At 40.5% G+C, this 26,827-nt stretch carries 22 protein-coding genes, 2 tRNA genes and 1 pseudogene; 13 read left to right on the top strand and 12 right to left on the bottom strand.

All coding sequences use genetic code 11. The features are described 5' to 3' along the window. Nucleotides 1–1,163: tetratricopeptide repeat protein (locus IQ244_RS13630; protein WP_193894825.1), on the top strand; the 1,163-nt coding region annotated here is incomplete at its 5' end. A 530-nt stretch (nucleotides 1,164–1,693) separates the two neighbouring features. Further along, complete coding sequence (locus IQ244_RS13625) at nucleotides 1,694–1,927, top strand: hypothetical protein (RefSeq protein ID WP_228058909.1); 234 nt, start codon at nucleotides 1,694–1,696, stop codon at nucleotides 1,925–1,927. A 7-nt stretch (nucleotides 1,928–1,934) separates the two neighbouring features. Here IQ244_RS13625 and IQ244_RS13620 read toward each other — a convergent pair whose 3' ends face one another. The 3 genes from IQ244_RS13620 to IQ244_RS13610 all read right to left on the bottom strand — a co-directional run bounded on the left by IQ244_RS13620 (nucleotide 1,935) and on the right by IQ244_RS13610 (nucleotide 3,065). Further along, complete coding sequence (locus IQ244_RS13620) at nucleotides 1,935–2,717, bottom strand: TrmH family RNA methyltransferase (RefSeq protein ID WP_193894824.1); 783 nt, start codon at nucleotides 2,715–2,717, stop codon at nucleotides 1,935–1,937. 74 nt (nucleotides 2,718–2,791) lie between these two features. Further along, nucleotides 2,792–2,873: transfer RNA gene (locus IQ244_RS13615), tRNA-Leu, on the bottom strand. A gap of 54 nt (nucleotides 2,874–2,927) precedes the next feature. After that, complete coding sequence (locus IQ244_RS13610; protein ID WP_193894822.1) at nucleotides 2,928–3,065, bottom strand: hypothetical protein; 138 nt, start codon at nucleotides 3,063–3,065, stop codon at nucleotides 2,928–2,930. Nucleotides 3,066–3,220: 155 nt separating this feature from the next. Here IQ244_RS13610 and murA point away from each other — a divergent pair, with 155 nt between their 5' ends. The 6 genes from murA to IQ244_RS13580 all read left to right on the top strand — a co-directional run bounded on the left by murA (nucleotide 3,221) and on the right by IQ244_RS13580 (nucleotide 9,074). Further along, nucleotides 3,221–4,594, top strand: coding sequence for a UDP-N-acetylglucosamine 1-carboxyvinyltransferase (murA, locus tag IQ244_RS13605; protein ID WP_193894845.1), 1,374 nt, complete (start codon nucleotides 3,221–3,223; stop codon nucleotides 4,592–4,594). Nucleotides 4,595–4,787: 193 nt separating this feature from the next. Beyond that, nucleotides 4,788–5,846 carry a hypothetical protein gene (locus IQ244_RS13600; RefSeq protein WP_193894820.1) on the top strand — a complete coding sequence of 353 codons (1,059 nt, stop codon included), beginning with the start codon at nucleotides 4,788–4,790 and terminating at the stop codon, nucleotides 5,844–5,846. A gap of 45 nt (nucleotides 5,847–5,891) precedes the next feature. Beyond that, the gene (locus IQ244_RS13595) at nucleotides 5,892–6,767 is read left to right on the top strand and encodes a M48 family metallopeptidase (RefSeq protein WP_193894818.1); all 876 of its coding nucleotides are present in this window, start codon (nucleotides 5,892–5,894) and stop codon (nucleotides 6,765–6,767) included. Nucleotides 6,768–6,815: 48 nt separating this feature from the next. After that, nucleotides 6,816–7,748 carry a hypothetical protein gene (locus IQ244_RS13590; RefSeq protein WP_193894816.1) on the top strand — a complete coding sequence of 311 codons (933 nt, stop codon included), beginning with the start codon at nucleotides 6,816–6,818 and terminating at the stop codon, nucleotides 7,746–7,748. Between the two features lie 97 nt (nucleotides 7,749–7,845). Continuing rightward, nucleotides 7,846–8,952, top strand: a complete 1,107-nt coding sequence (locus tag IQ244_RS13585; protein WP_193894814.1) for an alpha-hydroxy acid oxidase — start codon at nucleotides 7,846–7,848, stop codon at nucleotides 8,950–8,952. A 38-nt stretch (nucleotides 8,953–8,990) separates the two neighbouring features. Beyond that, nucleotides 8,991–9,074, top strand: a tRNA-Leu gene (locus IQ244_RS13580). A 45-nt stretch (nucleotides 9,075–9,119) separates the two neighbouring features. Here IQ244_RS13580 and IQ244_RS13575 read toward each other — a convergent pair. The 4 genes and pseudogenes from IQ244_RS13575 to IQ244_RS13560 form a co-directional block, all read right to left on the bottom strand. Continuing rightward, on the bottom strand, nucleotides 9,120–9,587 hold the full coding sequence (locus tag IQ244_RS13575) for a hypothetical protein (protein WP_193894812.1): 468 nt from the start codon (nucleotides 9,585–9,587) through the stop codon (nucleotides 9,120–9,122). A 163-nt stretch (nucleotides 9,588–9,750) separates the two neighbouring features. Then, complete coding sequence (locus IQ244_RS13570) at nucleotides 9,751–10,257, bottom strand: HEAT repeat domain-containing protein (protein WP_193894810.1); 507 nt, start codon at nucleotides 10,255–10,257, stop codon at nucleotides 9,751–9,753. Between the two features lie 272 nt (nucleotides 10,258–10,529). Further along, nucleotides 10,530–11,807, bottom strand: a complete 1,278-nt coding sequence (gene ahcY / locus IQ244_RS13565; RefSeq protein ID WP_193894808.1) for an adenosylhomocysteinase — start codon at nucleotides 11,805–11,807, stop codon at nucleotides 10,530–10,532. Nucleotides 11,808–11,937: 130 nt separating this feature from the next. Then, nucleotides 11,938–12,222: pseudogene (locus IQ244_RS13560) on the bottom strand (DUF4351 domain-containing protein); the annotation flags it as partial. 433 nt (nucleotides 12,223–12,655) lie between these two features. On the opposite strand from IQ244_RS13560, the gene IQ244_RS13555 reads away from it, so the two are divergent. Both IQ244_RS13555 and IQ244_RS13550 read left to right on the top strand, forming a co-directional pair. Continuing rightward, on the top strand, nucleotides 12,656–14,293 hold the full coding sequence (locus IQ244_RS13555; RefSeq protein ID WP_193894806.1) for a mechanosensitive ion channel family protein: 1,638 nt from the start codon (nucleotides 12,656–12,658) through the stop codon (nucleotides 14,291–14,293). 92 nt (nucleotides 14,294–14,385) lie between these two features. After that, entirely contained in the window at nucleotides 14,386–14,649 is a 264-nt protein-coding gene (locus tag IQ244_RS13550; RefSeq protein WP_193894804.1) for a hypothetical protein, read from the top strand. Nucleotides 14,650–14,729: 80 nt separating this feature from the next. On the opposite strand, the gene IQ244_RS13545 is transcribed toward IQ244_RS13550, so the two are convergent. Continuing rightward, complete coding sequence (locus IQ244_RS13545) at nucleotides 14,730–15,476, bottom strand: SDR family oxidoreductase (protein ID WP_193894802.1); 747 nt, start codon at nucleotides 15,474–15,476, stop codon at nucleotides 14,730–14,732. An 85-nt stretch (nucleotides 15,477–15,561) separates the two neighbouring features. Here IQ244_RS13545 and IQ244_RS13540 point away from each other — a divergent pair, with 85 nt between their 5' ends. After that, a complete protein-coding gene (locus IQ244_RS13540) occupies nucleotides 15,562–16,479 on the top strand; it encodes a LysR family transcriptional regulator (protein WP_193894800.1) in 918 nt (305 codons plus the stop codon). Here IQ244_RS13540 and IQ244_RS13535 read toward each other — a convergent pair. Next, nucleotides 16,476–19,118, bottom strand: a complete 2,643-nt coding sequence (locus IQ244_RS13535) for a beta strand repeat-containing protein (RefSeq protein ID WP_193894798.1) — start codon at nucleotides 19,116–19,118, stop codon at nucleotides 16,476–16,478. The two genes, IQ244_RS13540 and IQ244_RS13535, sit on opposite strands and share 4 nt — an antisense overlap. Before the next feature lie 684 nt (nucleotides 19,119–19,802). Between IQ244_RS13535 and IQ244_RS13530 the strand changes: the two genes are divergently transcribed. After that, the gene (locus IQ244_RS13530) at nucleotides 19,803–20,174 is read left to right on the top strand and encodes a hypothetical protein (protein WP_193894796.1); all 372 of its coding nucleotides are present in this window, start codon (nucleotides 19,803–19,805) and stop codon (nucleotides 20,172–20,174) included. 52 nt (nucleotides 20,175–20,226) lie between these two features. Here the strand turns inward: IQ244_RS13530 and IQ244_RS13525 are convergent, their stop codons facing one another. From IQ244_RS13525 to IQ244_RS13515, 3 genes are all read right to left on the bottom strand, one after another. Continuing rightward, nucleotides 20,227–20,796, bottom strand: coding sequence for an HdeD family acid-resistance protein (locus tag IQ244_RS13525; protein WP_193894843.1), 570 nt, complete (start codon nucleotides 20,794–20,796; stop codon nucleotides 20,227–20,229). 109 nt (nucleotides 20,797–20,905) lie between these two features. Then, the gene (locus IQ244_RS13520) at nucleotides 20,906–22,045 is read right to left on the bottom strand and encodes a glycosyltransferase (protein WP_193894794.1); all 1,140 of its coding nucleotides are present in this window, start codon (nucleotides 22,043–22,045) and stop codon (nucleotides 20,906–20,908) included. Between the two features lie 30 nt (nucleotides 22,046–22,075). Next, nucleotides 22,076–23,245: a glycosyltransferase family 4 protein gene (locus tag IQ244_RS13515; protein ID WP_193894841.1), complete on the bottom strand. Its 1,170-nt coding sequence runs from the start codon at nucleotides 23,243–23,245 to the stop codon at nucleotides 22,076–22,078. A gap of 907 nt (nucleotides 23,246–24,152) precedes the next feature. Between IQ244_RS13515 and IQ244_RS13510 the strand changes: the two genes are divergently transcribed. Further along, on the top strand, nucleotides 24,153–26,366 hold the full coding sequence (locus IQ244_RS13510; RefSeq protein WP_193894792.1) for a hypothetical protein: 2,214 nt from the start codon (nucleotides 24,153–24,155) through the stop codon (nucleotides 26,364–26,366). Nucleotides 26,367–26,827: the final 461 nt, after the last annotated feature.

Below are 26,827 nucleotides of genomic sequence, written 5' to 3'. Positions count from 1 at the left end.
GACGATCATTTAATGTTGACTGCTGCTGGATTATGGAACTTCTACTTGATGGCAGCATAAAAATTACATCAAAAACCACAGGGATCAGAATTTCAACGCAACTCTCAGTTATTTCCCAACAACTCTATTATAAAAAAGAGCAAGAATTAGGCATTAAGTATTTAAGCAAAGCTGTAGAATTGCAAAAAGAATTAGGTTTAGATAAGGACTTAGCCACCAGCCTCAACAATTTAGCATTACTCTACAATTCCCAAGGCAGATACAGCGAAGCCGAACCTTTGTACATTCAAGCTTTGGCACTAAGGCGCAAACTCCTGGGTGAAGAACATCCCGATGTCGCGCTTAGCCTCAACAATTTAGCATTACTCTACAAATCCCAAGGCAGATACAGCGAAGCCGAACCTTTGTACATTCAAGCTTTGGCACTGAGGCGTAAACTCCTGGGTGAAGAACATCCCGATGTCGCACTTAGCCTCAACAATTTAGCCGTACTCCACGAATCCCAAGATAGATACAGCGAAGCCGAACCTTTGTTCGTTCAAGCTTTGGCACTGAGGCGCAAACTCCTAGGGGAAGATCATCCTGATGTCGCCACCAGCCTCAACAACCTAGCAAGTTTATACGAATCTCAAGGCAGATACAGTGAAGCTGAACCTCTATACCGCCAAGCCTTGGCATTGAGGCGCAAACTTCTGGGGGAAGATCATCCTGATATCGCCACCAGCCTCAACAACCTAGCTCATCTTTACTATTCTCAAGGAAAATACTGGGAAGCGAGACCTCTATTCCATCAAGCCTTAGCATTGAGGTGCAAACTTCTGGGAGAAAATCATCCTGATGTCGCCAACAGCCTCAACAACCTAGCAAGTTTATACAAATCTCAGGGAAAATATAGCGAAGCTGAACCCTTATTTATCCAAGCTTTAGATATTTGTGAGCGAAAATTAGGGGTAAATCATCCCAATACTGTTACTGTGCGTAAAAATTTAGCATATTTGCGCGATCGCCTAACCTCAGCTTTTCACGTTCCAAACAAGAATATTCTTGTTTCAAATAAGAACGTTCCTGTTTTCAGTGAGAACATTCTTGTTTCAAGTGAGAAACTTCCGGTTCTAAGTGAGAATGTTTCTGTTTCAAGTGAGAACGTTCTTGTTTCAACCTAGAAGTTTCTTGTTCTGAAGTGGAATGATGAGGTTCTGAAAGCGATCGCCCACTCTTTTTACTCAAAGTTTCGTGTTATGAGGCGGAATGATGGAGTTCTGAAGGCGATCGCTATCGTTGAAAAAATCCTCTGTAAACTAACGTGAGTTCGATGACCTCTCCCCAACCCCTCTGTCTTGAAAAGTTTTGCGCCGGGAAACCCGGACGCGCAAACTTTTCGCTCCGACGCGGAGAGGGGCTTAAATATCTTGAAATATCGACGAAAAATAAAGGTTTAGAAGCCTCTCTCCTTGCAGGGGAGAGGTTTGGAGAGGGGTTTTTTTAATTCGTCGAACTCACGTTAAACTATTGTGTCATCTATTCCAGCAATATAATGCGATCGCCTGCTTTGATTGTTCGTATTCATCCGTAAGCTATAAATGTGTAAAGTTGATACAGCAGATAGCCATCAAGCTTTTATATATGCAAAATAGAAATTTGTGGGAACTGCAATTTAAACCTAAAGTTAGTAAATCGATATTTTTCAGCCAGTATGATGGAGCAAAATGATCATCAACAGCGCCGCACCGCTGAACAGGAGTTGGAACAATCTCTCAATCAATTGGAAGGTATGTTAAACGACGAAAATCTGGCTGAGGATGAAGAGACACAGGCTGAGGAAATAACTGATGCCGAATTAGTTGATGAGTTGGGCAATATTGATTTAGCGGCTTTTGAGGATGCCGTTGCTGATATTGAACAATATTTGCAAGAAAAGACAAAGTGATACTTGTCTAGCCAGCTGTTATTTGTCGCCGAGCTTCATACAACATTAAAGCAGCTGAGATCGCCACATTCAATGACTCTACTCCGGGACTCAGGGGAATATTCACTTGTTTATCTGCCATCTTGGCTAAGTCGGCTGATAAACCTGCGCCTTCATTCCCCAATAAAATTAAACTGGGTTTGCGCCAGTCAATTTCCCAATAAGTTAATTTTGCTGTCGGCAAAGTCGCTATTACCTGCATTCCCGCCTGCTGACTTTGTTGGACTGTTGCAGCTAAATCTTCGCTCACTGCCATATTTAAGCGAAACCATTGTCCAGCACTAGCACGTAGCACCTTGGGATTATCTAAATCTACACTATCGTCACTCAACCATAACCCCGTTGCACCCGCCGCCGCTGCTGTACGGATAATTGTGCCTAAATTTCCAGGGTCTTGGATGGTTTCTAAGGCTAAAACAATCCCCGTAAAGGGTAATTGATTTACAGATTCGCTACGTCTGGCTGTGGCGACTACTCCATCTGGTTGTATTGTAGTTGCGATCGCTCCTAAAACTTCCTCACTGACAATTTCGGCGCGATCGCACCGACTACACACTTCTTGCCACAATACGCTGTGATTGGCTTGCCAATCTGGTGTACAACACACCGTTTCTAAGGGATAATTTACCGCACAAGCTTCTTCTAACAAATGCGTCCCTTCTAGCAAAAATAATTCCTGCTTGTGGCGCTCTTTAGTAGAGTGCAGCTTGCGAATTTGCTTAACGAGAGAATTTTGTAAACTAGTTAGCATTGATTAATTATTGGCTAGTAGTGATAAGTTTTGATGTTACTCAGCACTCAGCACTCAGCACTTTTTACTTTGAATGCGGAACCCGGGACTTGAACCCGGAAGCCTTGCGGCACTAGAACCTGAATCTAGCGCGTCTGCCAATTCCGCCAGTTCCGCTGGCATCGATTTTATATCGACAAGTTCCAATTATTACGCAATTGTTTATTTTTGTCAAGTAATAGCCAAATATTCTGTGTCATAGATATTCCACAGCGAAGATTGGGAACTATGATGGGTGGTTAGATTTTGCCCAAACCAAAGTACAGTATCTAGGGAGTATGGCGATCGCAACTGAGCGTAATTTCCCAATTCACCTTAGACTAAACTATGGTTATTTCAGCCCTCAGTTCACTAGCTAAAAAATATATTGATTAATACAAGATGTAGACAAATTAAATCTTTACTGTAGAATCAAAACCAACTTCAACCCTTGAAAACTACGTATTATTTTTGGAGGTAGGCTTATCAATCCTTCTACCAGCTTACCAGATGCCAAGCTTGCACCTCAAGCAGACTCCTCAGTCTTGCAAATTTGGGGCGGGCATCCTTTGCATGGTCATGTAAAAATTAGCGGAGCAAAAAATTCAGCACTGGTAATCATGGCTGGAGCATTGCTTTGTTCTGGAGATTGTCACATCCGTAATGTTCCCTTGTTGGCGGATGTGGAAAAAATGGGACAAGTTTTATCAGCCTTGGGTGTACGCGTCTCACACCAAGGCGACATTTTAGATATTAATGCCAGCAACATTACTACATCTAAAGCTCCCTACGAACTCGTTACTCAACTACGCGCCAGCTTTTTTGCCATTGGTTCCATCCTGGCAAGGCTAGGGGTAGCGCAAATGCCCTTACCTGGGGGCTGTGCAATTGGTGCTAGACCAGTTGATCTGCACGTCCGGGGACTGCAAGCAATGGGAGCCGAAGTGCAGATTGAACATGGCATTTGTAATGCCTATGTTCCCGGTGGTGGCAGATTAAAAGGTGCCAAAATTTATCTCGACACTCCCAGCGTGGGAGCAACGGAAACGTTGATGATGGCCGCCACCCTGGCTGATGGTGAAACCATTATCGAAAATGCTGCCCGTGAGCCAGAAGTTGCTGATTTGGCGAATTTCTGTAACGCAATGGGAGCCAAAATTCATGGTGCTGGTACTAGCATAATTACAATTGTGGGGGTTCCCCAATTGCATTCTGTTGACTACAGCATTATCCCCGATCGCATTGAAACCGGAACCTTTTTGGTAGCTGGTGCGATTACTCGTTCGGAAATCTTACTATCCCCAGTTGTACCAGACCATTTAATTCCCGTGATTGCCAAACTCCGAGAAATCGGTGTACCCATCATTGAGGAAGGCCCAGATTGCTTGCGTCTGCTACCAGCGGAAACGCTCAAGGCCACATATATTGAAACCATGCCCCATCCTGGTTTCCCCACAGATATGCAAGCACCGTTTATGGCATTGCTTACCTTGGCTGAAGGTGACAGCATCATTAACGAATCTGTGTTTGAAAATCGCTTGCGCCATGCTTCTGAGCTAAATCGCTTGGGAGCAGATATTCGCGTTAAAGGTAATGCGGCCTTTGTCCGAGGAGTCCCGATGTTGTCAGGTGCGCCTGTAATCGGTACAGACTTGCGTGCATCAGCAGCCCTAGTCTTAGCCGGACTAGCGGCTGAAGGACAAACTACCTTTCAAGGATTGCACCACCTCGATCGCGGCTATGATCGCCTTGATCTCAAGTTGCTGCAATTGGGAGCTAAAATCAAGCGCGTGCAGGAAGTTGTAACACCAGGGGTGACATCCAATGGCAGTACCCCGCCAGTAACAATTTCAACTTAGTAATTAGGTGGGCAATGCCCACCTAACTTAATCGTTATAATGAGGAGTGTTTGCTTATTTGCCGGCAAAAATATACAAGTTAGCTTGAATTAAGCTGTCTAAATTCTTTTTTTTTATTCAGTCACTTTAAAAAAGGTAAGAAAAAATGCTTAAGCCCATCAAGATGATGACGGAATCATTTGCACCTGCTTTAATGCGTGACTTAATTAAAATAATTAAATTTAAAATAACTCAGTTAGTTAATAATACAGTTAGGTTTTATTGGCAAGTTATGGGGATTTCTCCTAACAGTAATTTGCTAGGATTAACTTATGCCAATGATAAATTCACAGATGGTGCGGGAGCGCAAATTCAAAGAATATATAGTATTTATGCTGCCGCCAGATTTCTTAAGGTGCCATATATTCATTCACCATTAACTAAATTAAACTATCAAGGGTTAGTTGCTCTTGAGCAAAATAATACAAATCAAGATATTGTTAATGAATATAACAAAATATTTAAAATTTCTTCTGATAGAGACTTACCAGTTGATTACAGAACTGAATATATCAAAAATCTGGATTTATTAACTTTTGAACAACTGAGAAGAAAGGCAGTTAAAAGCAAAACTTTCATCTTGGCTAAAGTTTTGCTTCCCTATCAAATTACAGATACTTATCCAGAAACTTTACAGTGTGTAAAGGATATCTCTCCTTTCTCTTTACAGAAATCACCAGTTATTCGCATTGCCATCCATGTGAGAAGAGGAGATTTATTGTTTGTTGCTTCTCACAGAATGCTGTCTAATAAATATTATATTTCCGTAGCTCAAAAAATCAGCGCGATTTTGGATCAACTGAAACTTGATTATGTGTTTGAATTACATACTGAATTGCCTACACAATCTTTTACAGTTACGCCAAATCAACATAGTATGTTAAAAAGTAGTGTTGTTGTTGACCCTAAATCAACTCAGTTGGCAGAATTTGATGTCATACCTAATTTAGAAAAGTTTATTAACGCTGATCCCATAGAGACTATTCAAAGAATGTCATCAGCAAACGTACTTGTAATGAGCCACTCTTCCTTTAGCTACTTATCAGCTATTTTGAATGTAAAAGGAGTGATTATTTACCATAAATTTTGGCATACACCCCTGAAAAATTGGTTAATAACCAACAATTCAGGTGATTTTTCCCAACAGGAATTTATTCAGCAACTCCAAAAAAATTTGGTAGCACCTGAACAAATTTCTAGTTTGGTAGAATGACAATAAGTTATTCTGCAACACCTCATTTTTTCAACTTGCCACATCATGTCTTTTATTAAAACCCCGCTGATTGGTTTAAAAGCTGACTCCTTTCGTCATCCCTTAGATTTAGAATCTACCAAAGCTCTCAAACAGATACCAGGTATTGATTTGATGGTGCGAAATTGGTTGGGGCCAATGGCGGAGCAAGTTTTTTATGTAGAAAATATTGCCTCTAGTGTTTTAGTCAGTGAAAATCAACTGCCTGATTTACATAAATTATTACTAGAAGCTTGCAAAACTTTAGATATTGAGCCACCCCAATTATATGTGCGGCAACATCCGGCTCCTAATGCCTACACTTTTGCGATGCGCGGTAAGCAGCCTTTTGTAGTGTTACATACTTCTTTGATAGATATTCTCACACCAGAAGAAATTCAGGCTGTAATTGCCCATGAATTGGGGCATCTGAAATGCGACCACAGTGTTTACTTAACCCCTGTCAATTTATTAATCTTAGCTGCGGCAATTGTGCCAAATGTCGGGAATTTCCTAGCTCAAGCTATTCAAACACAACTTTTAGAATGGGTACGCTGTGCTGAGTTTACCTGCGATCGCGCCGCTTTGTTAGCTACTCAAAATCCGAAAGTTGTCATGTCTGTGCTGATGAAACTTGCAGGCGGTTCACCCACACTCGCACCCAAACTCAATCTTGATGCTTTTGTTGACCAAGCCCGTGCTTACGATGATATTAGTAAAACAGAATTGGGTGAAATGGTCAAAGCCGCCCGCACAGCCCAATTAAGTCATCCTGTTCCAGTGTTACGCGCCAGAGAAATTGACCGTTGGGCTAGTAGTCAAGAATATCAAACTTTATTGCAAACTCACGAGTCGAAAATTTCTGGTGAACTACCAGTCAAAGGCGGTTGGCGTAACTGGTAAACCAAGATAATATGCGGTAAGTCCTAGGCGATCGCCCTCATGTAAGATATGGGTAAAGTGCCAAAATTATTTCATACCAGGTTTCCCTACGACCAATTTGCGAAAGATTATCTTCAAGAATTATTACAACCATTGGGAAAAGTAGAAACTAGCCGCAAAGTTTCTGCGGAAATCCGCGAGATTGATGTTTATTTCGCACCGATATCTCCAGCAACCACTGATAAAATACAATTAGGTTTATTAGGAAAAATTGCCTATGCACCTGCATTAATTGAACCTTTTAGAAATGCCGCTACAATTGCGGAAATTCGCAGTTGTATGAACAAGTTATTTGATATATTTGCCGAAATTAAGCGTCAGGCTAAAGTTGATAACAATCGAGTCGCCGAATCAGAATTACCCCGATTGTGGATTTTATCACCTACGGCTTCTGAGTCCATATTAGAGGGTTTTAGAACCAGCGGAGACCTAGACAACTGGGAAGTAGGTGTACATTTTCTTGGGAATTATTTAAGAACAGCGATCGTCGCAATTCATCAATTACCACGTATTGAAGAAACATTATGGCTGAGAATTTTAGGTAAAGGCAGAGTCCAGCAACAAGCCATAGATGAACTAGAAGCACTGTCACCAGAAAATCCCTTACGTGCTAAAGCCATTGATTTATTATTGAGTTTGAAGATGACCTTAGAACTAAATCAAAATATAGACGCAGAGGACAGAGATTTAATTATGCGCTTATCACCTATTTACGAACAAAAATTAGCAGAAGCTAAACAAGAAGGTCTTCAAGAAGGTATTCACGAAGGTATCCAAGCAGAACGTCGTAAGCAGATAGATAATTTGTTGCGATTCCGGTTTGGTTCTTTAGATACTCAATTAACAGGGATTGTAGAACCTTTATTGGCATTATCCCCAGAAGAATTTACGCCTTTATTACTACAATTATCGCGTGAAGAACTGTTAGATAGATTTCTGTAGAAGATGTGGGAAAATTTTAGGTAATTGAGAAAAAGCTTTTTGGTATGCTAACTTGAGCAGACTTAAAAAAGTAATTTTTCAAATCAAAAACGCTTTTATGGCAGATGTCTCTCAGCCTATTAACCTCTGGGAATATGAACAGTTAGCCAAACAGCATCTCTCACAGATGGCTTTTGATTATTACAGTAGTGGCGCTTGGGATGAAATTACATTACTTGATAACCGTGCGGCTTTTGAACGGATGAAATTGCGTCCGCGGATGCTTGTAGATGTGAGCGATCGCAACTTAACTACTTCTATTTTAGGACAGTCGCTACAACTTCCTTTATTAATTGCACCAATGGCTTTTCAGTGTCTAGCCCATCCACAGGGAGAACTGGCCACAGCCTTAGCAGCCGCTACCGCAGGTGTGGGTATGGTGTTGAGTACAATGGCAACTAAGAGCCTAGAAGAAGTTGCTGCTGTAGGTTACAAACATAATGCTTTGCAATGGTTCCAGCTTTACATCCACAAAGACCGAGGCTTAACGCGGAATCTCGTAGAAAGGGCGTACGCCGCAGGTTATAAAGCTCTGTGCTTGACGGTGGATGCACCGATTTTAGGACGACGAGAGCGAGATTTGCGTAACGAATTTACATTACCATCAGGCTTACATTTGGCGAATATTGTCAATATTTCAGGGTTGAATATTCCCCAAGAACAGGGAGAATCTGGGTTATTTACCTATTTTGCCCAGCAATTAAATCCTGCTGTAACTTGGCGTGACTTGGAATGGTTACAGTCATTATCGCCATTACCTTTGGTGCTTAAAGGTATTTTACGCGGTGATGATGCTGTGCGTGCTGTGGAGTATGGAGCTAAAGCAATTGTAGTTTCTAATCATGGTGGTAGACAACTCGATGGCGCGATCGCATCTTTCGATGCACTGACTGAGATAGTTGCATCTGTCGATAATCAAGCAGAAGTGCTACTAGATGGGGGTATCCGTCGCGGAACAGATATCCTCAAAGCCTTAGCTGTTGGCGCAAAAGCTGTACTCATCGGCCGCCCTGTACTCTGGGGATTAGCTGTCGCTGGACAAGTTGGTGTTTCTCACATTATCTCGCTGTTAGAAGATGAATTAAGTGTGGCAATGGCTTTGAGTGGTTGTACCTCTATAAAAGATATTGACTCTAGTTTAGTGAGTGGAAATTACTTGCATTAACTTGAAAATATATGTTATATTAATAAAGTTGCACCCAAGGGCGGGTGGCGAAATTGGTAGACGCACCACACTCAAAATGTGGCGACCTTGCGGTCATAGGAGTTCGATTCTCCTCCTGCCCATTCTTAATAATTTTTCAAGCTTGTCATACTCAATTATTATTGATATTATCTGTCCTGCTCTGCGGCGCTGCGTTCTCGTGCCAAGCTATCAATTGCATCACCCAAGGCAGTGGTGAGGCTTTTGCGTGTTTGAGCGTGGCTTTCTTGCTCGATTTTCAATGCTTGTAATAGGCGATCGCGTTCTTTAATGGCTGCAATCAATTTTGTCTGCAATTCTTCCACAGCCTGGATTTGAGTGATTTCAGCTTGAATGGCTTCGATTGCTTTACCGTCAGCCAGCGTTGCAGCTTCAATACCTTGGAGTTTGTGAATATTGGCTTTGAGAGATGCGATCGTTTGTTGGAATAAATGCGCGTCTGTCCGGCGCTGTTCTGCTTCTGTATTGTAGAGTTTGCGCCATTTTTCCGCACTTTCCCAAGCTGCGGCTAAATCAACTTTTTGTTCTGCAAGTTGGCGTTTGAGTGCTTGAATTTCTGCTAACCATTGCTGTGTTAAAGATGTACTTTCACTCATTTTTCTAATCTTGATTGTATTTGTATAGTGTCAGTTGTAACTGCACTCTGATTATCTGTCACTCTTAATTTGGATGTGTATCTGCCATCAAACTTGTAGATGGTGAGGGTTAAGTATGGTGGTTACAGTTCTAGCATTGCCAATGCTTGGTGGATTAATCAATTTACCAATCTTCCAATATCAGATTTGCATCTTCACTAATTAGCTCTTCAGGGTATTGAGCCGCCGACTCTATAATCATCTTCGCTTCAGGAGTCCCGATTTCTGCTAATGCGAGGAGAGACTTTCTTGGCACATTGAGCCATTCATCATAAGACCATCGGTATGTCAATGCCTTGGATAATTCAGGAATTGCTCTTTCATCACGCAATACATCTAAAAGTTCAATAACTGATTCATGAAGACCATTATTACTCTCATCATTGAGGATTTGACAAAGTATAGGTGTGTAATCCTTTGATAAGTTACTCCATGCTGCCATCATGATAAACGAAGCCCCAGGATAATCTGGATTTGAAGCATATTTTTCCAACTCCTGAATCACTTCACTAACTGAAGGAGGTGATGTTTCAAATTCTTTTTTCTTTTCATCAGCAATTCTGTCAGTTTCCCTATAATTAGGAGAATCCTTGAATAATTTCAGATATTTTTCAATAGTGTTACTTAGCATTTTATAGCCTATTGATATTAGTGCGATCGCCTCTTGCGTAGGTTGGGTGAAACGTAAACTTCCTGTAGGGTAGTGGAACCCAAAAAATGCTTTGAAGAAAACCGCAAAATTTTTAACTATAAAAATATCTCAATTCCAACCGTCAAATTCACGCTGCAATTATTTTACCTGTTACAGTGTTCTCTCAAAATCTGATGATTTGGTATTACCAAAACGGGATAGGCTTACCTATCCCGTCAACATATCCTATCGCTTAAACTTGAACACTAAGTCTAAGTTCCAGTAGTCCAAGAGTTGATGTACTCAATTTGATCTGGTGTCAAGCTATCGATATAAATGCCAATAGCTTCCAACTTCAACCGGGCAATTTCTTGATCTACCTCGGTAGGAATAGAGTGTAAACCAGGCTCTAATTTACCTTGATTCTTCACCAAATATTCGCAAGCCAATGCTTGGTTTGCAAAACTCATATCCATTACCGCGCTAGGATGTCCTTCGGCTGCTGCGAGGTTGACTAAGCGTCCTTCACCCAAAACAATCACTGATTTACCACTCTTCAGTTTATATTGTTCAGTAAAGGGGCGTACTTGCTTAATTTCTTCAGCTTGACTAGCTAAATATTTCAGGTCAAGTTCGATATCAAAGTGACCAGAGTTACAAACGATCGCACCGTCTTTCATGACATCGAAATGTTCACCGCGAATGACGTGCTTGTTACCAGTCACGGTAATAAACAAATCACCTTGGCTTGCAGCTTCAGCCATTGGTAAAACGCGGAAGCCATCCATTACCGCTTCAATTGCTTTGATGGGGTCAATTTCGGTGACAATGATGTTAGCACCCAAACCACGGGCGCGTAATGCTGTACCTTTACCGCACCAGCCATAACCAGCGACGACAATGGTTTTACCAGCTAAGAGAATATTTGTGGCGCGGATAATCCCATCCAGGGTTGATTGTCCTGTACCGTAGCGATTATCAAAGAAGTGCTTGGTGTCTGCGTCGTTGACGTTCACTGCGGGGAAGGTGAGAACGCCATCTCTGAACATAGCGCGTAACCGGACAATTCCGGTTGTGGTTTCTTCTGTCGTCCCAATCAAATCAGCAATTTGATGTTGACGTTGCTGAACTAGGGTAGCAACCACATCACTACCATCATCAATAATGATGTTAGGACGGTGATCTAAAGCAATCTGGACGTGGCGGTTATAGGTTTCGTTATCTTCGCCTTTGAGTGCAAAGACAGGAATTTCATGATCAAGGACGAGACTAGCAGCTACGTCATCTTGAGTTGATAAGGGGTTACTCGCAATTAAAAGTGCATCTGCACCACCAGCTTTGAGCGCAATGGCTAGATGTGCGGTTTCTGTGGTGATGTGGGCGCAAGCCACAAGGCGAAGCCCAGCAAAAGGTTTTTCTTGAGCAAAGCGATCGCGGATTTGCCGTAAAACTGGCATTTCCCGTCCAGCCCATTCAATGCGCTGTCTTCCCAAGGGAGCGAGGGCGAGGTCTTTAACCTCGTGCTTTAATCGGGGAGATGTTGCGGTCATAAGTTCCTCAAAAACGTAAAAAATGTACGTAAATATCTGTTACGTACTTTATTAGTTTATTGTACGACTAGGATTTTTGGGTTATTTATTGAGGATTTAGAATTGAAAGGCGATCGCTCCTGAGTTTAATTTATCGCCTGTCTAACCAAGCCTGTAAATCAGCCAAACTAGTAAAATCTAACAATGCTTCGCTTAAATCTTCCAGAACGGGCAAAGGTAAACCAGTAATTGAGGAGCGCATTTCCCCAGACAGTTCGCCAAACCGCTTAGTTAGCTGTCGAATAATCAGATTAACTGTTGCTTCCTCACGCCCTTCTTCTTTAATTTCTCGGTAAATTCTTGTTTCCTTGAGTGTAATTCCTAACATAGACTCAACCTCCCTTCTGCTTAATTGTTCAAACTTTAGCAATCCTATTTGATTTTTGAAAAAATCTCAGTAGGGGCGTACGGCCGGCCGTACGCCCCTACCGTTGGGGAACATGAAGTGCGATCGCCTATTACCCTCGTTCAAACATCAAATATGATTTCTATAATTATTGTTTTTATCTCCAAAATTAAGGCTTCAAGTAAGCATCAAATCTGATTTGGATGAAGAAGTTTAGGGATTACCTCCAAATAAATGGTTTAATTTATCTCTGGTAAGAAGATAATCATTGATTCGGCTGAGTTAGCCCCAAAAGTTGATGAAACAAAATGTCATCTATCTAAAGAATTAAAAAATCTTAATGTCATAATTTTCAACATTTAAGCAGAAAACTCAACTTTGGATAGGTACAATTACTAAAGTCAATTTTGGAGCATAGCTAAGGAAGTAAACAAAAATAGATTTCTCTGAAGGAGGTGTTGGAGTGTATTGGCATTTTTTAGCGATTTTTGGTTCAATAACGGTTTCTGTGGTGTCTTTACCACCAGTGACAGCCCAGATTCAGTTGTCACCACTGTTACAAACTCCTAGCAGCCCCAGTAATGACGTTGATAATAGAACTGTTTCTGACTGGATTTATTTAGATGGTCGGCGTTTGTTTCAGATCAGCGCCACAAAAACTAATTTGTCAGAGCGTTTACAAGACATTCAGCGGAATTTAAATCAAATTAGCGAGAATTACTTGCGATCGCCTGAACCAGAAGTCAAGGTAGAGGTGCAGAAAGTTAATGAAATACCTGTTATTCGGGTGAATGGCGAATATTTGATGACTGTCACGGCTGAAGATGCGAAACTCCGACAAGAAGATCCACTGATATCGGCGAATCAAATTGCTGATGCTTTACAACAAGACTTACAACGAGCAAAGCAAGAACGACAAACTCAATCTCTGCTGAATCAAGGTAAAATTGCTGCTGGTGTTGGCCTGGTAATGGTGGTCACAAGTTGGGGGGTATATTATTGGCAGCGTCGTTCACGCAAAGAACCAGCACAATCAGTTCCCTCAATCTCTTCAACGGCGCAACCAATCACTACGCAACTGAATCAACAGCAACATCGTCATTTTCAAGAAGTTAAGAAACGCTTGTTTCAGTTAACCCAAGCAGGAATTTGGGGAGGAGGCAATTTTCTGATTTTGGGTCTATTTCCCTACACACGCCCATTTCAAGTAGCTATTCTCTCTGCTGCTCAAATTCCGATAAAACTTGCTGTTGTGGTGTTGGGAACTTACGTAGCTACCCGGTTTAGCTATGCTTTAATTGATCGCTTCACTACTACACTGATCAGCAGTGGGGCTTTATTAACCACCGATACCTCGGAACGTCTGCGTTTACGCGTCTCTACCTTTTCGGGTGTGACTAAAAGTATTGTCACTATTATCTGGGTAGGAGTGGGGATTTTATTCGCCCTTGTTTCTTTGGGGATAGATATTGTTCCTCTACTTGCAGGTGCAGGTTTAGTTGGTGTGGCTGTATCTTTGGCTTCTCAAAACCTGATTAAAGATGCCATTAACGGCTTCTTGATTATCCTCGAAGACCAGTATGCGTTGGGTGATGTGATTAATGTGGGCAATGTTGGTGGTTTGGTCGAAAATCTCAACTTGCGGATGACACAACTGCGGGATTCGGAAGGACGCTTAATTACAATTCCCAATAGTGAAATTAAAATTGTCGCCAACCTTTCTAGCCGCTGGTCACGCGCCGATTTAACTGTTCCCATCGCCTATGAAGCTGATGTTGACCATGCTTTGAACTTGATCAAAAAAGTCGCTTTAGAAATGGATCAAGATTTGCAATGGAAACATCAAATTATCGAAACTCCCCAAGTTTTGGGTATTGATCATTTTGGCGATCGCGGTTTAATTATCCGTGTTTGGATTAAAACCCAACCTCTCAAACAATGGGATGTCGCCCGCGAATACCGCCGCCGCCTAAAAGTTACCCTCGACCAAGCTGGAATTAATATCCCTGTTCCACAACAAGCAATCTGGGTGAACGATGCACAGCTATTGAATGCACAGATGAATGGAAAAGGAGATGAATCAATGGCCAATAGTCAATAGTAGTGTGAGCAAGATTTTGCCCACCTCTGGGCAATGCAGTACACCTGTACTATAATAGATATAGCGTCCAGAAATCCTAGTGCAGTGCAACTATGATCAAGCATTACATTCTCAACCTCAATCCAACTGCCAAGCACGAATGGGATCGCTGTATTTTACGTGACCCACTGACAGCAAAACGCCCAGATTTCTCCCGATTAATTGCCGAAGCGGTTGGTGCTGATACAGGAAGTTATTTAATCAGCATAAATATTGAAGTACAGGTATTAGAACAAGCCGCTGTACCACAAGCCGAACAACTTTCGCTGTCTTTTCCAGAGGTAGCTGTTCCGTCACAAATGAGAGAAGCGGCATAGGGACACAATAGTAGGGTGTGTTTTATATTGTGTCTGGCAAAACACCAATGCTTTAGACCGCAGAGGAGGAGAGGATAAACCTACCACTGTAATTGAATTGGCCCGCCAAACTTCCGGATCTCTGCAAAAAATTTTCCTTGCGCTCCTCCATCTGGTAGCGTTGCTAAATAAACAGCAGTTTCTGCACCTTCTTCTGCCGTAAATGGCGCATTTTCACCTCCCATATCAGTTTTCATCCACCCAGGAGAATAGGCATTCACGAGAATATTATCATCGTGGAGTTCCTTAGCTATAAGCACGGTTAGTCCGTTTACCCCAACTTTGGAAAGTCTATAGGAAGGAGCTAGTGGGTAGTAGTCGCTGGTAATTGTACTCAGAGATGCCATTTCGGTTGAAACGTTGACAATGCGACCGTAGTTGTTGACTTTCATCAATGGTATTAAAGCTTGAGAAATTCTGAGTACCGCTAGAACATTAGTGTTAAATGTGGCTTGCATCGTTTCTAGCTGAACAGTTAATAAGCTGGCTTCTTCTGACTTGGCTGTAGGATTAATACCAGCATTGTTCACCAAAATATCTACCTTGCCATAGGTTTGTTGTAGCCATTGTGTAAAATCTGCAACGCTAGTATCACTAGCCACATCTAGTAAATGATAATTAACATCAAGCCCTTCACCAGATAACTGCTGCTTGGCGGTAAGACCGTCTGTTTCATTTCGACTGGTTAACACAACATGAATGCCGATTTGCGACAATTTTCGGGAGATAGCATATCCTAAGCCACGATTACTACCTGTAACTACTGCAATCTTTGTTTGATTTGTCATGTTGATAACTTTTAGACAACTGTTAGTTTTACTTTACTGAGATGTTATAAATTAATCAAATTGATTGGAATAATGTGTTTCATCGATGGGATTAATAGATTTATCTGCCTTTGATCTCAACTTGCTGGTTGCTTTTGAGGCACTTTTTGAAGAAAAAAGTGTGACAGCCGCAGCTACAAGGCTGTATTTAGGGCAACCAGCCATGAGTGCGGCTTTAGGAAGATTACGCACACTATTTCAAGATGATTTGTTTATCAGAATCGGCAGAGAAATGCAGCCCACAGCCAAAGCAGTGGCAATTGCACCCGGTATCAAAGCGGCTTTACAACAAATTCGGCAAACATTAGCCGCCAGCCAAACATTTGATGCCACAAATTCTCAAAGCACTTTTACCATTGGCAGTTCAGATTACACCAGCTATGTTGTGATGCCCAAACTTTTGCAAGTTTGTCATCAAATTGCACCAAACATTAATTTTCGCTTGATTGGTTTTGCCAAAGACTCGGTAGGAGAGTTATTAGAAAATCGAGAGATTGATTTAGCCTTGGGTGTGTTTCAAAATCCACCCAGGCAAACGATACAGATGCCATTATTTCCAGAACACTTTGTTGGCATCTGTCGTCGAGGGCATCCCATGATTACTCAAGATGCGATCGCACCAGACAGTTTTGCGAATCTGCTCCATGCTCTGTTTACCATCCGACAAGATGAAGTTGGTGAAATTGACAAAGTTTTGGCTCAGTCCAATCTCCAACGTCGCATTGTTTTGACGACTCCCCATTTACTAGTACTACCAGCAATTATTTCATCTAGTGACTTAGTGGCTGCTGTGCCATCACGGTTAGTAACATCCTTGGCAGATCAAGGTGCAGTAGAAATTTTTGAATTGCCGGTACAAACACAACCGTGGATGATTTCAATGTTGTGGAGCCGACTAACAGATCAAGATCAGGCAAATTCTTGGTTAAGACAGATGCTCAAGAGTATTTGCGAGGAAATTTAAAACACAAAATTCTTGGAGTCGTTCAAAGCGTCAGCAGATACATTACGTAATCTTACCAACTCCAAAGCCACACGTTGACCAGCGGTACCATCTAAGTCAATTAAAACTGAGGTGTCTGTTCCTGCTGTTTGCAACTGCAAGTAACCGCCGGCAATGGCTGTGGCGAAGTTCAAGTTACTTAAATCCAAACTCCGCCAGAGTGCTTGTAAGACAATTTTGTCTGTACCCACGGCAAAGTCTGTAATTGTATCACCGCTATCGGCAAGGCTGGTATAAACAAAGTTATCTGCACCAGCGCCCCCTGTCAGCACATCTGCGCCTCTCAAGCCTGCAATCAGATCATTGATAGCCGTACCCCGGAGATTATTAGGATAAGCCGTGCCATTAATTACAGAGGCTTCATAAGCTCCGATGTCTACCCGACCATTCAAAATACGTCGATAACCCCTACCACGTTGATCAAAAGGTATGCCTTCGGTAGTATTGCCATCTCTGTCTAAGTCTGCAATGTCGGCTGGTATATCGGCGTTATTACCACCGTTAATAGCAGGACTGCCATAAACTAAGGCGTGGGTTTTGACTGCGCCGCCGTTGTCGCGCAACACGGTATCGATGACTTCGGAAATGCTGACTCGCAGTTGTTCACTGGCGTTAAAGCCTGTACTGCCATCACGGTTGCCGATGAGGTTATAGCCGTTGCTGATAAAGTTACCGACAACATCGGGGTTAACTGCATCAGAGATACCATCGTTGTTGCCAGCTATGATGCTGTTTTTGATGGTGGCTGTACCTGTTTCTGCGTTGTATATCCCTGCTCCACGAAAAACTTGATAATATTCTGGTGGGTAATTATCCGTTTTGTAATACACCAGTTGGCCAAAATCGTTATAGTAATAATCAATTTCATAGGTATAAGCAGTGTTGAGTGCGATCGTGCTGTTGCTTACGTTTAAAGTTCCAGAGTTATAAATTCCACCACCTTGACTTCTTGATTGATTTCCGCTGATGGTGCTGTTAACTAGCGTTATAGTGCCAGTCTCAGAGTTATAAACACCAGTTCCTAAGTTGTTGTTGATGGTAGAGTTGAATACTATCCCATTGCCATAGTTGAAGAAGCCGCTATTTAGGTTCTCACTAAGAGTAGAGTTAACTACTGTTACAGTACCATGATTGAGAATGCCGATACTTTGGTTACCACTTATCGTAGAGCTAATTATATTGACAGTCCCATAATTAACAATAGTACCGTCGGCTTCAGAGTTATTAGTGATGGTGCTATTAATAACCGTGAGATTGCCAGATGCAGTATTCCGAATGGCGCTACCATTCTGATTCACTTTCACTTCCTGGTAGATGCTGTAATCTCCTTGATTGGCGCTGATGGTACTGTTGCTCAATATTACATTGCCACTGTTACCGAGACCTGCACTACCATCCGATGAATAATTATCACTGATGATGCTGTTACTTACATTAGCTGTGCCACCACGTATACTAAGACCAGCAACGCTAAACTCATAGTATGAGGAATTATCATTGATGGTGGTGTTATCTATTGTTACTGTGCCATTAGCGGAAAGTCCACCAAGACTTCTTCCACTGTTGTTATTGATAGAGCTATTGGTCACTGTCAAGATACCTGAATGCAACACCCCACCTACCCAAGATGAGTAATTATTATCTATGTGGCTGTTGCTAATAATCAGTGTGCCTGTGCTATCAATCCCAGATGAAGCACCACCAACACGAACTACACTATTAGAGCTAACACTGCTATTTCTAATGGTAAGGTTGCCATTACTGACAATGCCACTAAATCCGTCATACGTCACATTGTAATCAACACTGCTGTCGTTCAATGTCACAGTACCAGTGTTGTATATGCCAGTACCATCATAACTTCCTCTGTTATTGTTGATAGTACTGTTGTTTGCTGTGACAGTACCTGTGGTGTATATACCTGCACCTCTACCAATATCAGGTTTAGGGTAGCTATAGTCCTCGAAGTAGTGGTTGTCATAGTAACCAGCAGAGTTAGCATTGATGGTACTGCTGTTTAAGGTAACGATTCCTCTGTTGTAGATACCGCCGCCATTGCCTGTATAGAAGCCACTGCTAGAATCAACTCTAACTGAATAGTTACCTGTGATGGTGCTGTTGTTGAGGGTTAAAACTCCTGTGTTGGAGTTATAGATACCACCACCGTTATTAACGGTACTGTTTTGACCACCGGAAAAGTTATTGCTAATAGTGACGTTATTCAGCTTTAAATTGCCGGAATTGTAGATGCCGCCACCACCTTTGGTGTCTTTAGCGTAGCCATTAGCTATTTTCAATCCCTCAATTTCAACGGTGATTCCACTGCCAATTTCAAATACACGCGATGTTTTGTTATTTTTAGTTGGATTGTAATTACCACTGATTGTCAGCAAGTTTGAACCTCTGCCATCAATGCTGAGGTCGTCGGTAATAAACAAACTACTACCGCCAAGGCTGATGGTATCGGCGATGTTGTCTGTGAAGAGTCCGCCTGTAAATCTGATTAAGTCTTTGCCGGCTGAGGTATTGGCATTCAGAATTGCTTGCTGTAATGAACCAAGTCCGCTGTTTTTAGTGTTGGTGACGTTAAAGGTAGCCATTTTTGATCTCACTCCTATTTGTTTTAGCTGTGTCAGCAGTATGAGCGAGCTTTTTTACTTGTTAAGTTCGCTAAACACGCAAAATTACCGCACTGTGGGCAACAGTGCTTTTTTTGTCTGGGAATAATTAATCACACTTCTGGAGAGACACCAGTCAAAGTAGTCTGGCGTAGATTGATTGCATAAGTTGAACTGGGGAAAAGTAAATAAGAATTAGGGCATGAAAGTTACCGAAAATTTTGGTTTTTACCGTTAAATACCAAAATTTCCTGTAGCAATCGTTTTTTTTGGGAGTTGCCAAGCACAGTTACGAGAGTAAAGAGGCAGAAAATACTTCTTTAACTCTTTTGGGATTCAGAAAATTTACTTAACCCAATTAATTTAGGTGATGATTAGAATTTTACTAATCCTCTTTTGAGAGAATATTAAGTAAGATTACGTAATTGGTTTGGGGAGCGATCGCCTTCTCTGATCTGCGTGTAAATTTAAGTCTGCAAATCGGGTTTTTTGTGGCAATTTTAGTACGTTTTTACTATAATAGATATATCAAGTAAAGTATCAAAAAAGCAATCTTTTCGCTACTCCTAGAAGAAGTTTGACAGCAGAGAATGGAAGTATTTCCTAATACTTCTGATATCTCTTTTGCTATGTGATGAATTGAGATTTTCAGAGGAAGATTATTTAATGATGCAAATGAGTCATTATCCATCTGCGATCGCTCAGGCTGCTCAACGTGTAAATGAACTAGACTCGCAGTTGATGGCTGTACAGCAGCAAATTAACCGCTTTGAAGGGAATGCAGATCGGGCGGCGGCTTTTGATGTGGATTTGAAAAATGATGCTCAACGCAAGGCGCGGCGCTTTGAGGTGCTGTTGCTGAATCACGAATATCAAAAGGCGGTGGATACCCAAATTCAACTAACTGTAGAAAAAGCCAATGCGATCGCCCATTTAGAATATCTGCGTAACCAGTTTAGTGTATCTAAGTTAGAAGCGAGATTAGCGATCGCGCAACAACTGACTGATTATGAATCGCGGGAATTAGTCGGTTTGTAGTTTATAAGTAGAGACTTTGCAATACAAAGTCTCTACTCAAAGCAAGTAAAATTTATGTAGCTTGATTAGATTCAGGTAAGCTAGAACGCGCATTCAATGACAGCATGATGCGGGAAATACCCGTAACTATAATGCTAGAACCTAATAATGTGCCGAGTAGCCAAGGTGCGTTGCTAGGAAACTGAAACCAAATAAGTGCGCCTAAAAATAAGGTAATAATGCCATTACCTAATACCCATGTCCAGTTTTGTTGGGGACGTAAGCGGAATGCTAAAATTAACTCGAATGTACCTTCTGTTAGCAAAAAGCTACCAAGTAACAAGGTGAGTGTGAGAATGCCAGTTCGAGGATAAACTAATAGCATTACACCTGTAGCGATATAAAGTCCGCTTAAGAGAATTTTCCACACAAAACCTCCTTCGCGGCGGGTATGAGTAGCATAAACAAGCTTGGCAAACCCCGCAGACATCAGAATTAGCGCCACCCAACTTTCAGCAAATATGGTGGTAATCACAGGTAAGGCGATCGCTACAATCCCTAAAATAATCAAAAGAGCGCCAATTACAATTGAAGTATTGACTTGCTTGTTAATATCACTGGAATTGTTGATATTAGTAGTAATATCGTTTGTCATACAAAATTTTTCCTTAATCTTGAGCAAACTCTAAGATTAGGTTAAAAATTTTTTCTCAGGCTAGACAGAGCCTTAAGGTAGACACATTGGTAGTAAATTAATTTCCTGAACTCAACAGTTGAGCAATTTGCTGATTAATAGTTGCGATATCAAAACGCTGACTGGCAATATTTCTGGCATTGTTAGCGATAGTTGCAGTTATTTCTATTTCCTCACGACAGGTGTTAATTACTTTGGCTAGTTCTTTAGAATCACCGGGTGTGGTTAAAAAACCATTTACCCCATGTTCGACTAATTCCATAGCGCCGCCTGCTTTCGCTGCAATTACAGGTGTACCGCATAACATTGCCTCAACAATTACTCTACCAAAGGGTTCTGGTGCGGTGGAGGTATGAGTAACTATATTACAAGCTGACATTAATTGCGGGATATCAGCACGAAATCCTAAAAATTTAACGCGATTTTCTAGTCCTAGCGTTTTAACTTGTTGGTGTAATTCTTGGGCATAATTTTGTTCGCCAAATAAGGCATCACCAACTAAAATTGCTGTGACTTGAGGAGGACATTTTGCTAATGCTGCAATTAAGATATGTTGTCCTTTCCACGGTGCAATGCGGCTGAAATGTCCGATAACAAATTTGCTTTCTAAATCTAATTCTTGTTGGATTTGTTTAATTTCAGCTTCAGGAATTTGATAGTTTTTACTGGCAAAACCGTTATAGACAATTGCGGTTATTTCTGCCTTACCTCCAGCTTGGGTAAATGCTGTTTGACTAGCCTGAGAATTAGCAATGACTAATGATGCGAAAGTATTAGCTAAGGTAACAGCAACACGCAAGTTAATTGGGCTAAAGTGTTCTAAAGAAAGAATATCGTGTAAATGATAAACTAAGGGACGGCGAGATAAAACACTGGCTAATGCGCCAATAACTAATGCTTTTTGGGTGTTAGCATAAATTAAATCGTATTTTTTAGCTATTTTGACAACTTTAATTAATAAAGGTATTAGTTGTTGAAAACTTGCTAATGCTTGGAATAAATTACTTTGCTTTTTAACTTGAATTGGTTTTGTTGTTAATACTTCAACTGGGATTTGATTCTGCTGGAGTAAGGTTTTAAAATCACCATCTGCAAATAAACCAACTAAAGAGCGATCGCGGTATGGTTTAGCAATATCAATTAAACAAAGTTCTGCTCCACCAGGTTTACCACTTTGGTCTAAAAATAGAATTTTCATATAATATTTACGTTTGATAAAATTGCAATTTTAATTTAAAATAACATTTCGGACTTTTTGAGCGATTAAAGACCAATCATAGTGAGTTATGGCATACTCACGGCAAGCTTGACGGGAAGGAATTTGAATTTGTCCTAAAAGTATATTTTCTAACTTTTCGGCAATAGCTAAAACTTCAGTTGAGCTAGTAATTAACTCTGGAGAAAATTGAGTTAGAATTTCTGGCATTCCCCCAACTGGAGTACATATAACTGGTGTACCACAAGCTAAAGATTCAACTACAGCTAAACCAAATCCTTCAAAAGATTGGCTAGGCATAACTGTTAAATTAGCAGCTTGGTAAGCTATAGGTAATTGCTCATCTGGTAAGAAACCTAAAAACTTAACTGTATTTTCTAAGTCTAATTCTTTAACTTGCTGTTGGAGTGAGTCTTGCATATAACCACGACCAGCAATTGCTAACCAAACATCAGGAATTTTAGGTTTGATGATTGCTAAAGCTTGTAATAACTTGTCAATACCCATCCGATAAACTAAGCGGCGAGAAGTAAATAATATTGGACGATTATCTGGCCAGCCTAATTTTTTTCGTGCTTCTTGTGGTGATAAAGTTGGCTGAAATCTATGGATATTCACACCACCAGGAATGATGTGAATCTTTTCCCAAGGTACTTGATATTGCTGATGTAAAATATTGCCAAAGGCTTTGCTTAAAACAATAAAGCGATCGCAGCGATTATAAGTATTTTTTTCGATTAACCAACGCTTGATAATAATACTTAATTTATTAGTAGCTACTTCTTGCTCACTTTCCGATGCCCAAGGCCCATGAAAGTTAAATGTGATAGGGATATTTGGTGGTAAAATATCCATAATCGGAAAGCTATATAATGCAAAATGCAAGTTAATTGCATCGGGTTTTTTAATTTTTCTGTGCTGAAATTTACTACGGATAGACCAAAGTCTTTGCCAAATTGCAGTATCAGGATTGGCTAAGTTAGTTAACTGAATTGGCGAATTTAAATCACTTTCTGGTAAACCAACTCCACATAATTCTATTTGGTCTTGACGTTCTGCTAATTGATGAGTTAGTTCATAAATATATCTTTCTAATCCTCCTGGTGTTTTCGGAAACCAACCTAAACCCAGTGTCAGTATAGATGCAGATTTATTCTGAAAATTTTCGTTTTTATATTCCACTGACCTCTCTCCTATGATTTTTTGAGTGTGTGTATTGTTACATCTTGCACCAGCAATTAAAGTCGGGTGGATAATGCTAAAAATTTGCTTCCTACCTGATTTTGATGTTGTTGACATTGCTTAACATCTAATTATTAAGAATGTCGCAAGATGTCAGTGTTTTTACTATCACCCTCAGATCAAATACTTTTTAAATTTTGCAGTAGATTAATTGGACTAATACTTATATCCTGTGATTTTTACAAAAATCAGCACTCTTTGTGTCTTACTATGTGCAGATTTTGATTCTAGATATCTAACTACTAAAATTTTAAAAGCGAACCATCAAAGAAAAGATATTTTTGCAGAGGACACTAATTTATAAACTATTTAGATGCTGGTGTCAACCAGAATTTTGTTGTTTAAATTACATCATTTTTTCTCCAAAATTTTTCCAAAGTAATAAAAAATATTGATTTTGAGTATAATTGTCGATGCGGTGTATTCAGGTTTACTTTTTTCAGCTATTTATCCGTAAATCTTGATACAAATATAAAGATTATTCTGGGAATGACTAACAGGTAATTGAAAAAACTGTGTGTTTTTCATGAATTTTAGGTAAATATCAATTTTAAAATCCCCAGTGTTTGTTATCTATGTAATATGTCCTGTAAAAATTAAGCTTAATTGTTGAAAATTCCAACAGGCGGACTGATATCGGGTGACACTACGCATAACATCTCACCATAGACAGTAGTCAATTATTCATCTGCAATACAACAGGGTGCAATTATTTGTGTTGATTAGATGGGTCAGCGCAAAACTAACTATCGCCAGTTAATTTTTAAGCAAAACTATTTTGCTAGTGGATTTTTCATGTTTGTCTAGATGCAAGCATCCTAAATAATTTTAATTAAAAATATAGATTATGCCAATAAATAGACAGATGCGGTTTAGACAAATTTATCGACAACTTAATCAATACATCCAAAAAATATTTAAATCAGGAAATAAGCGAAAATTAAAACCAATTTATTTTATGTTACTGGGGATAACTGTAATATTTATTGCTTTTACCCTGGATATAACATCTGAAACAAGCGTTATAGGTGTAGCTGCAAGTACTTATAAAACATCTTGGATAGGAAATACTTTTGGCGGTGGCGATAAGTGGGTACAAAATAATATTGAAGCAATGTATGTTGCTCCTAATGGCACAGTTTATACTAATAGTCATTGGGATGAAGCTGGTAGAGAAGCTGGTATATATAAAGATGGTAATGTAATTGGGATTGTAGAAGATACTCACGGTTGGAGTCGTAGTGGTGGTAAGGCGGTAACAGCTAATAATAAGTACATTTATATTGCCTTAGCACAAGGATCAATTGGTAAAACAGATCAAGATTATCCCCTAGAAGGAACGACTTGGTATACTATCCGACGCTATAACTTAGCGGGAAACCCAGCACCTTTTAACGGAGGAAGGGGTTGGGATAAAAGTATGTTGATTGTCAGTAATAAAAGTGAAGTTACTGGATTAGCAACTGGAGGAAATGAGTTATATGTGAGTGATTCAGCAACTAATAAAATTCGCGTCTACAATAGCGAAACTATGCAGGAACTACGTAGTTTTAGTGTAGTTAATCCAGGGGCGATCGCTATCGATAAACAAGCAAATATCTGGATTCTGCAAAATCAAAACCAGATTTTGCGTTATTCCCCCACAGGTAAGCAGTTACCGCAACAAATTACTAATATTCCTCAACCAACTGCGATCGCAATTGATCATCAAGATAGACTTTTAGTTGCAGACAACAGCCAGCGTCAGCAAGTATTAATTTACAACATCAAAAATCAGCCTGTGCAGGTGGGGACTTTTGGGACGAAAGGCGGCGTTTATGCTGGGACTTCTGGAGAAGTGCAACCATTGAAATTATATGGAATTACCGGAATTGGTGCAGATACCGCCGGGAATATCTATGTCAATAGCAATGGTTTTAACAAATCCGGTACAGACTTACGCAAGTTTTCTGCATCGGGAAAACCAATATGGCAATTACACGGATTATTATTTGTGGATAATGCTGATGTAGATCCGCAAACCGATGGTTTAGAAGTCTTCACCAAGCAAGAACACTTCTTGATGGACTACAACCAGCCATCAGGTAAGCAATGGACTTATAAAGCTTACACCTTAAATCCCTTCAAATATCCCCAAGATCCGCGTTTACATACTTCCCCAGATGCTACCTTTGTTCGCCGCATTCAAGGTAAGCGGTTTTTGTTCATGACAAATATGTATGCCAGCTTTATGCAAATTTACCGTTTTGACTCAGCTAAGGATGGTAAGATTGCGATTCCGGCGGGGATGTTTGTTGGTACAAATGGCGGTGGGGAAAAATCAGTCAGCGGAAATTGGCCGCCCTATCAACCAAATAAAGGAGAATGGATTTGGCGCGATCGCAACGGTAACGGTAAATTTGATCAAGGTGAATATGATCAAAGCGAAGACTATCCCTACTTAGGTGGTTGGTGGGTAGACAATAAAGGTGATATTTGGAAAACTTTGCGGACTCAAGATGGAATTGGGATTCGCCATTACCCCCTCCAAGGATTAGATCAACACGGTAATCCTATCTACAGCTATAGTTCGATGCAGAAGCAGAAAACTCCTAGCATAATTACCGATGTCCGCCGCATCGAATACTTCCCCGAAACCGATACGATGTATTTATCCGGCTTCACGGTTGATCATCCGGCGGTTGGTGATGATAGCGGAGTTGTCGGTTCTGAAATTATCCGCTTTGACAATTGGCGTAAAGGTAATAATCCCACACTCCGTTGGCGCGTTGTCATCCCCCACGACACCACAGGTAAACGCGAAGTTTCCACCGCTGCGATGAGTGTTGCTGGTGATTATGTATTTGCCGTGAAAATGAAAACCGCAGAGGTTTACGTTTACAATGCCAAAACAGGCGCTACTGTCAAAACATTAAAACCAGGCGCAGAAGTTGCAGGTGAAAGTGGTTGGATTGATATACCCCAAGGTATCCGTGCTTTTCGACGTTCTAATGGTGAATATGTGGTATTTGTCGAAGAAGATTGGAAAGGTAAAGTAATTATGTATCGCTTCAACAGTTAAACTTTTAATCTGCTATTTTGTACTATTCTCAATAACTGTAGGGTGGGCAATATCCACAACGTAAAAATTGGATTTTAACGAACTTTTTCGCATTGCCCACATGAGTTCAATTGTAATAAAGTAGCAATGACAACTAATTAACTGACTTGATATATAGGAATCATATTTGATTTGGAGAAAAATTTCAGTACACCTCTGTTACTTCTTTTCCTGTTCCCTATTTCCTACATATACAAGTAATTTCAATAATCAAGTCGGATTCCTCTATAAGTCATCCATACCGCCAAAAATATTTTTTTATAACCCCGATCATTTTTATGAGTCGGGGTTGTCTATGTTGATAAATGATTTCGTGAATTGTCGTATCTTGATACTAAAAAATTCAGGCTTATTAATACTATGGCTTGCTTTACATTGATAGTGATTTTTTCATCAAATAAATAAATATTGTTATTCCATCT

The sequence above is a fragment of the Nostoc sp. LEGE 06077 genome (assembly GCF_015207705.1).
Classification (GTDB): Bacteria; Cyanobacteriota; Cyanobacteriia; order Cyanobacteriales; family Nostocaceae; genus Nostoc_B.
The sequence above is the reverse complement of the archived record's forward strand: the minus strand, read 5'-3'. Positions and strand labels throughout refer to the sequence as shown.

Coding starts and splice junctions, on each gene's coding strand:
- IQ244_RS13585 (WP_193894814.1), top strand. CDS start 7,846: ATGGCAGATGTCTCTCAGCCTATTAACCTCTGGGAATATGAACAGTTA.
- IQ244_RS13540 (WP_193894800.1), top strand. CDS start 15,562: ATGGGATTAATAGATTTATCTGCCTTTGATCTCAACTTGCTGGTTGCT.
- IQ244_RS13530 (WP_193894796.1), top strand. CDS start 19,803: ATGATGCAAATGAGTCATTATCCATCTGCGATCGCTCAGGCTGCTCAA.
- IQ244_RS13520 (WP_193894794.1), bottom strand. CDS start 22,045: ATGAAAATTCTATTTTTAGACCAAAGTGGTAAACCTGGTGGAGCAGAA.
- IQ244_RS13595 (WP_193894818.1), top strand. CDS start 5,892: ATGTCTTTTATTAAAACCCCGCTGATTGGTTTAAAAGCTGACTCCTTT.
- IQ244_RS13545 (WP_193894802.1), bottom strand. CDS start 15,476: ATGACAAATCAAACAAAGATTGCAGTAGTTACAGGTAGTAATCGTGGC.
- IQ244_RS13600 (WP_193894820.1), top strand. CDS start 4,788: ATGCGTGACTTAATTAAAATAATTAAATTTAAAATAACTCAGTTAGTT.
- IQ244_RS13575 (WP_193894812.1), bottom strand. CDS start 9,587: ATGAGTGAAAGTACATCTTTAACACAGCAATGGTTAGCAGAAATTCAA.
- IQ244_RS13590 (WP_193894816.1), top strand. CDS start 6,816: ATGGGTAAAGTGCCAAAATTATTTCATACCAGGTTTCCCTACGACCAA.
- IQ244_RS13620 (WP_193894824.1), bottom strand. CDS start 2,717: ATGCTAACTAGTTTACAAAATTCTCTCGTTAAGCAAATTCGCAAGCTG.
- IQ244_RS13510 (WP_193894792.1), top strand. CDS start 24,153: ATGCCAATAAATAGACAGATGCGGTTTAGACAAATTTATCGACAACTT.
- IQ244_RS13550 (WP_193894804.1), top strand. CDS start 14,386: ATGATCAAGCATTACATTCTCAACCTCAATCCAACTGCCAAGCACGAA.
- IQ244_RS13625 (WP_228058909.1), top strand. CDS start 1,694: ATGATGGAGCAAAATGATCATCAACAGCGCCGCACCGCTGAACAGGAG.
- IQ244_RS13535 (WP_193894798.1), bottom strand. CDS start 19,118: ATGGCTACCTTTAACGTCACCAACACTAAAAACAGCGGACTTGGTTCA.
- ahcY (WP_193894808.1), bottom strand. CDS start 11,807: ATGACCGCAACATCTCCCCGATTAAAGCACGAGGTTAAAGACCTCGCC.
- IQ244_RS13570 (WP_193894810.1), bottom strand. CDS start 10,257: ATGCTAAGTAACACTATTGAAAAATATCTGAAATTATTCAAGGATTCT.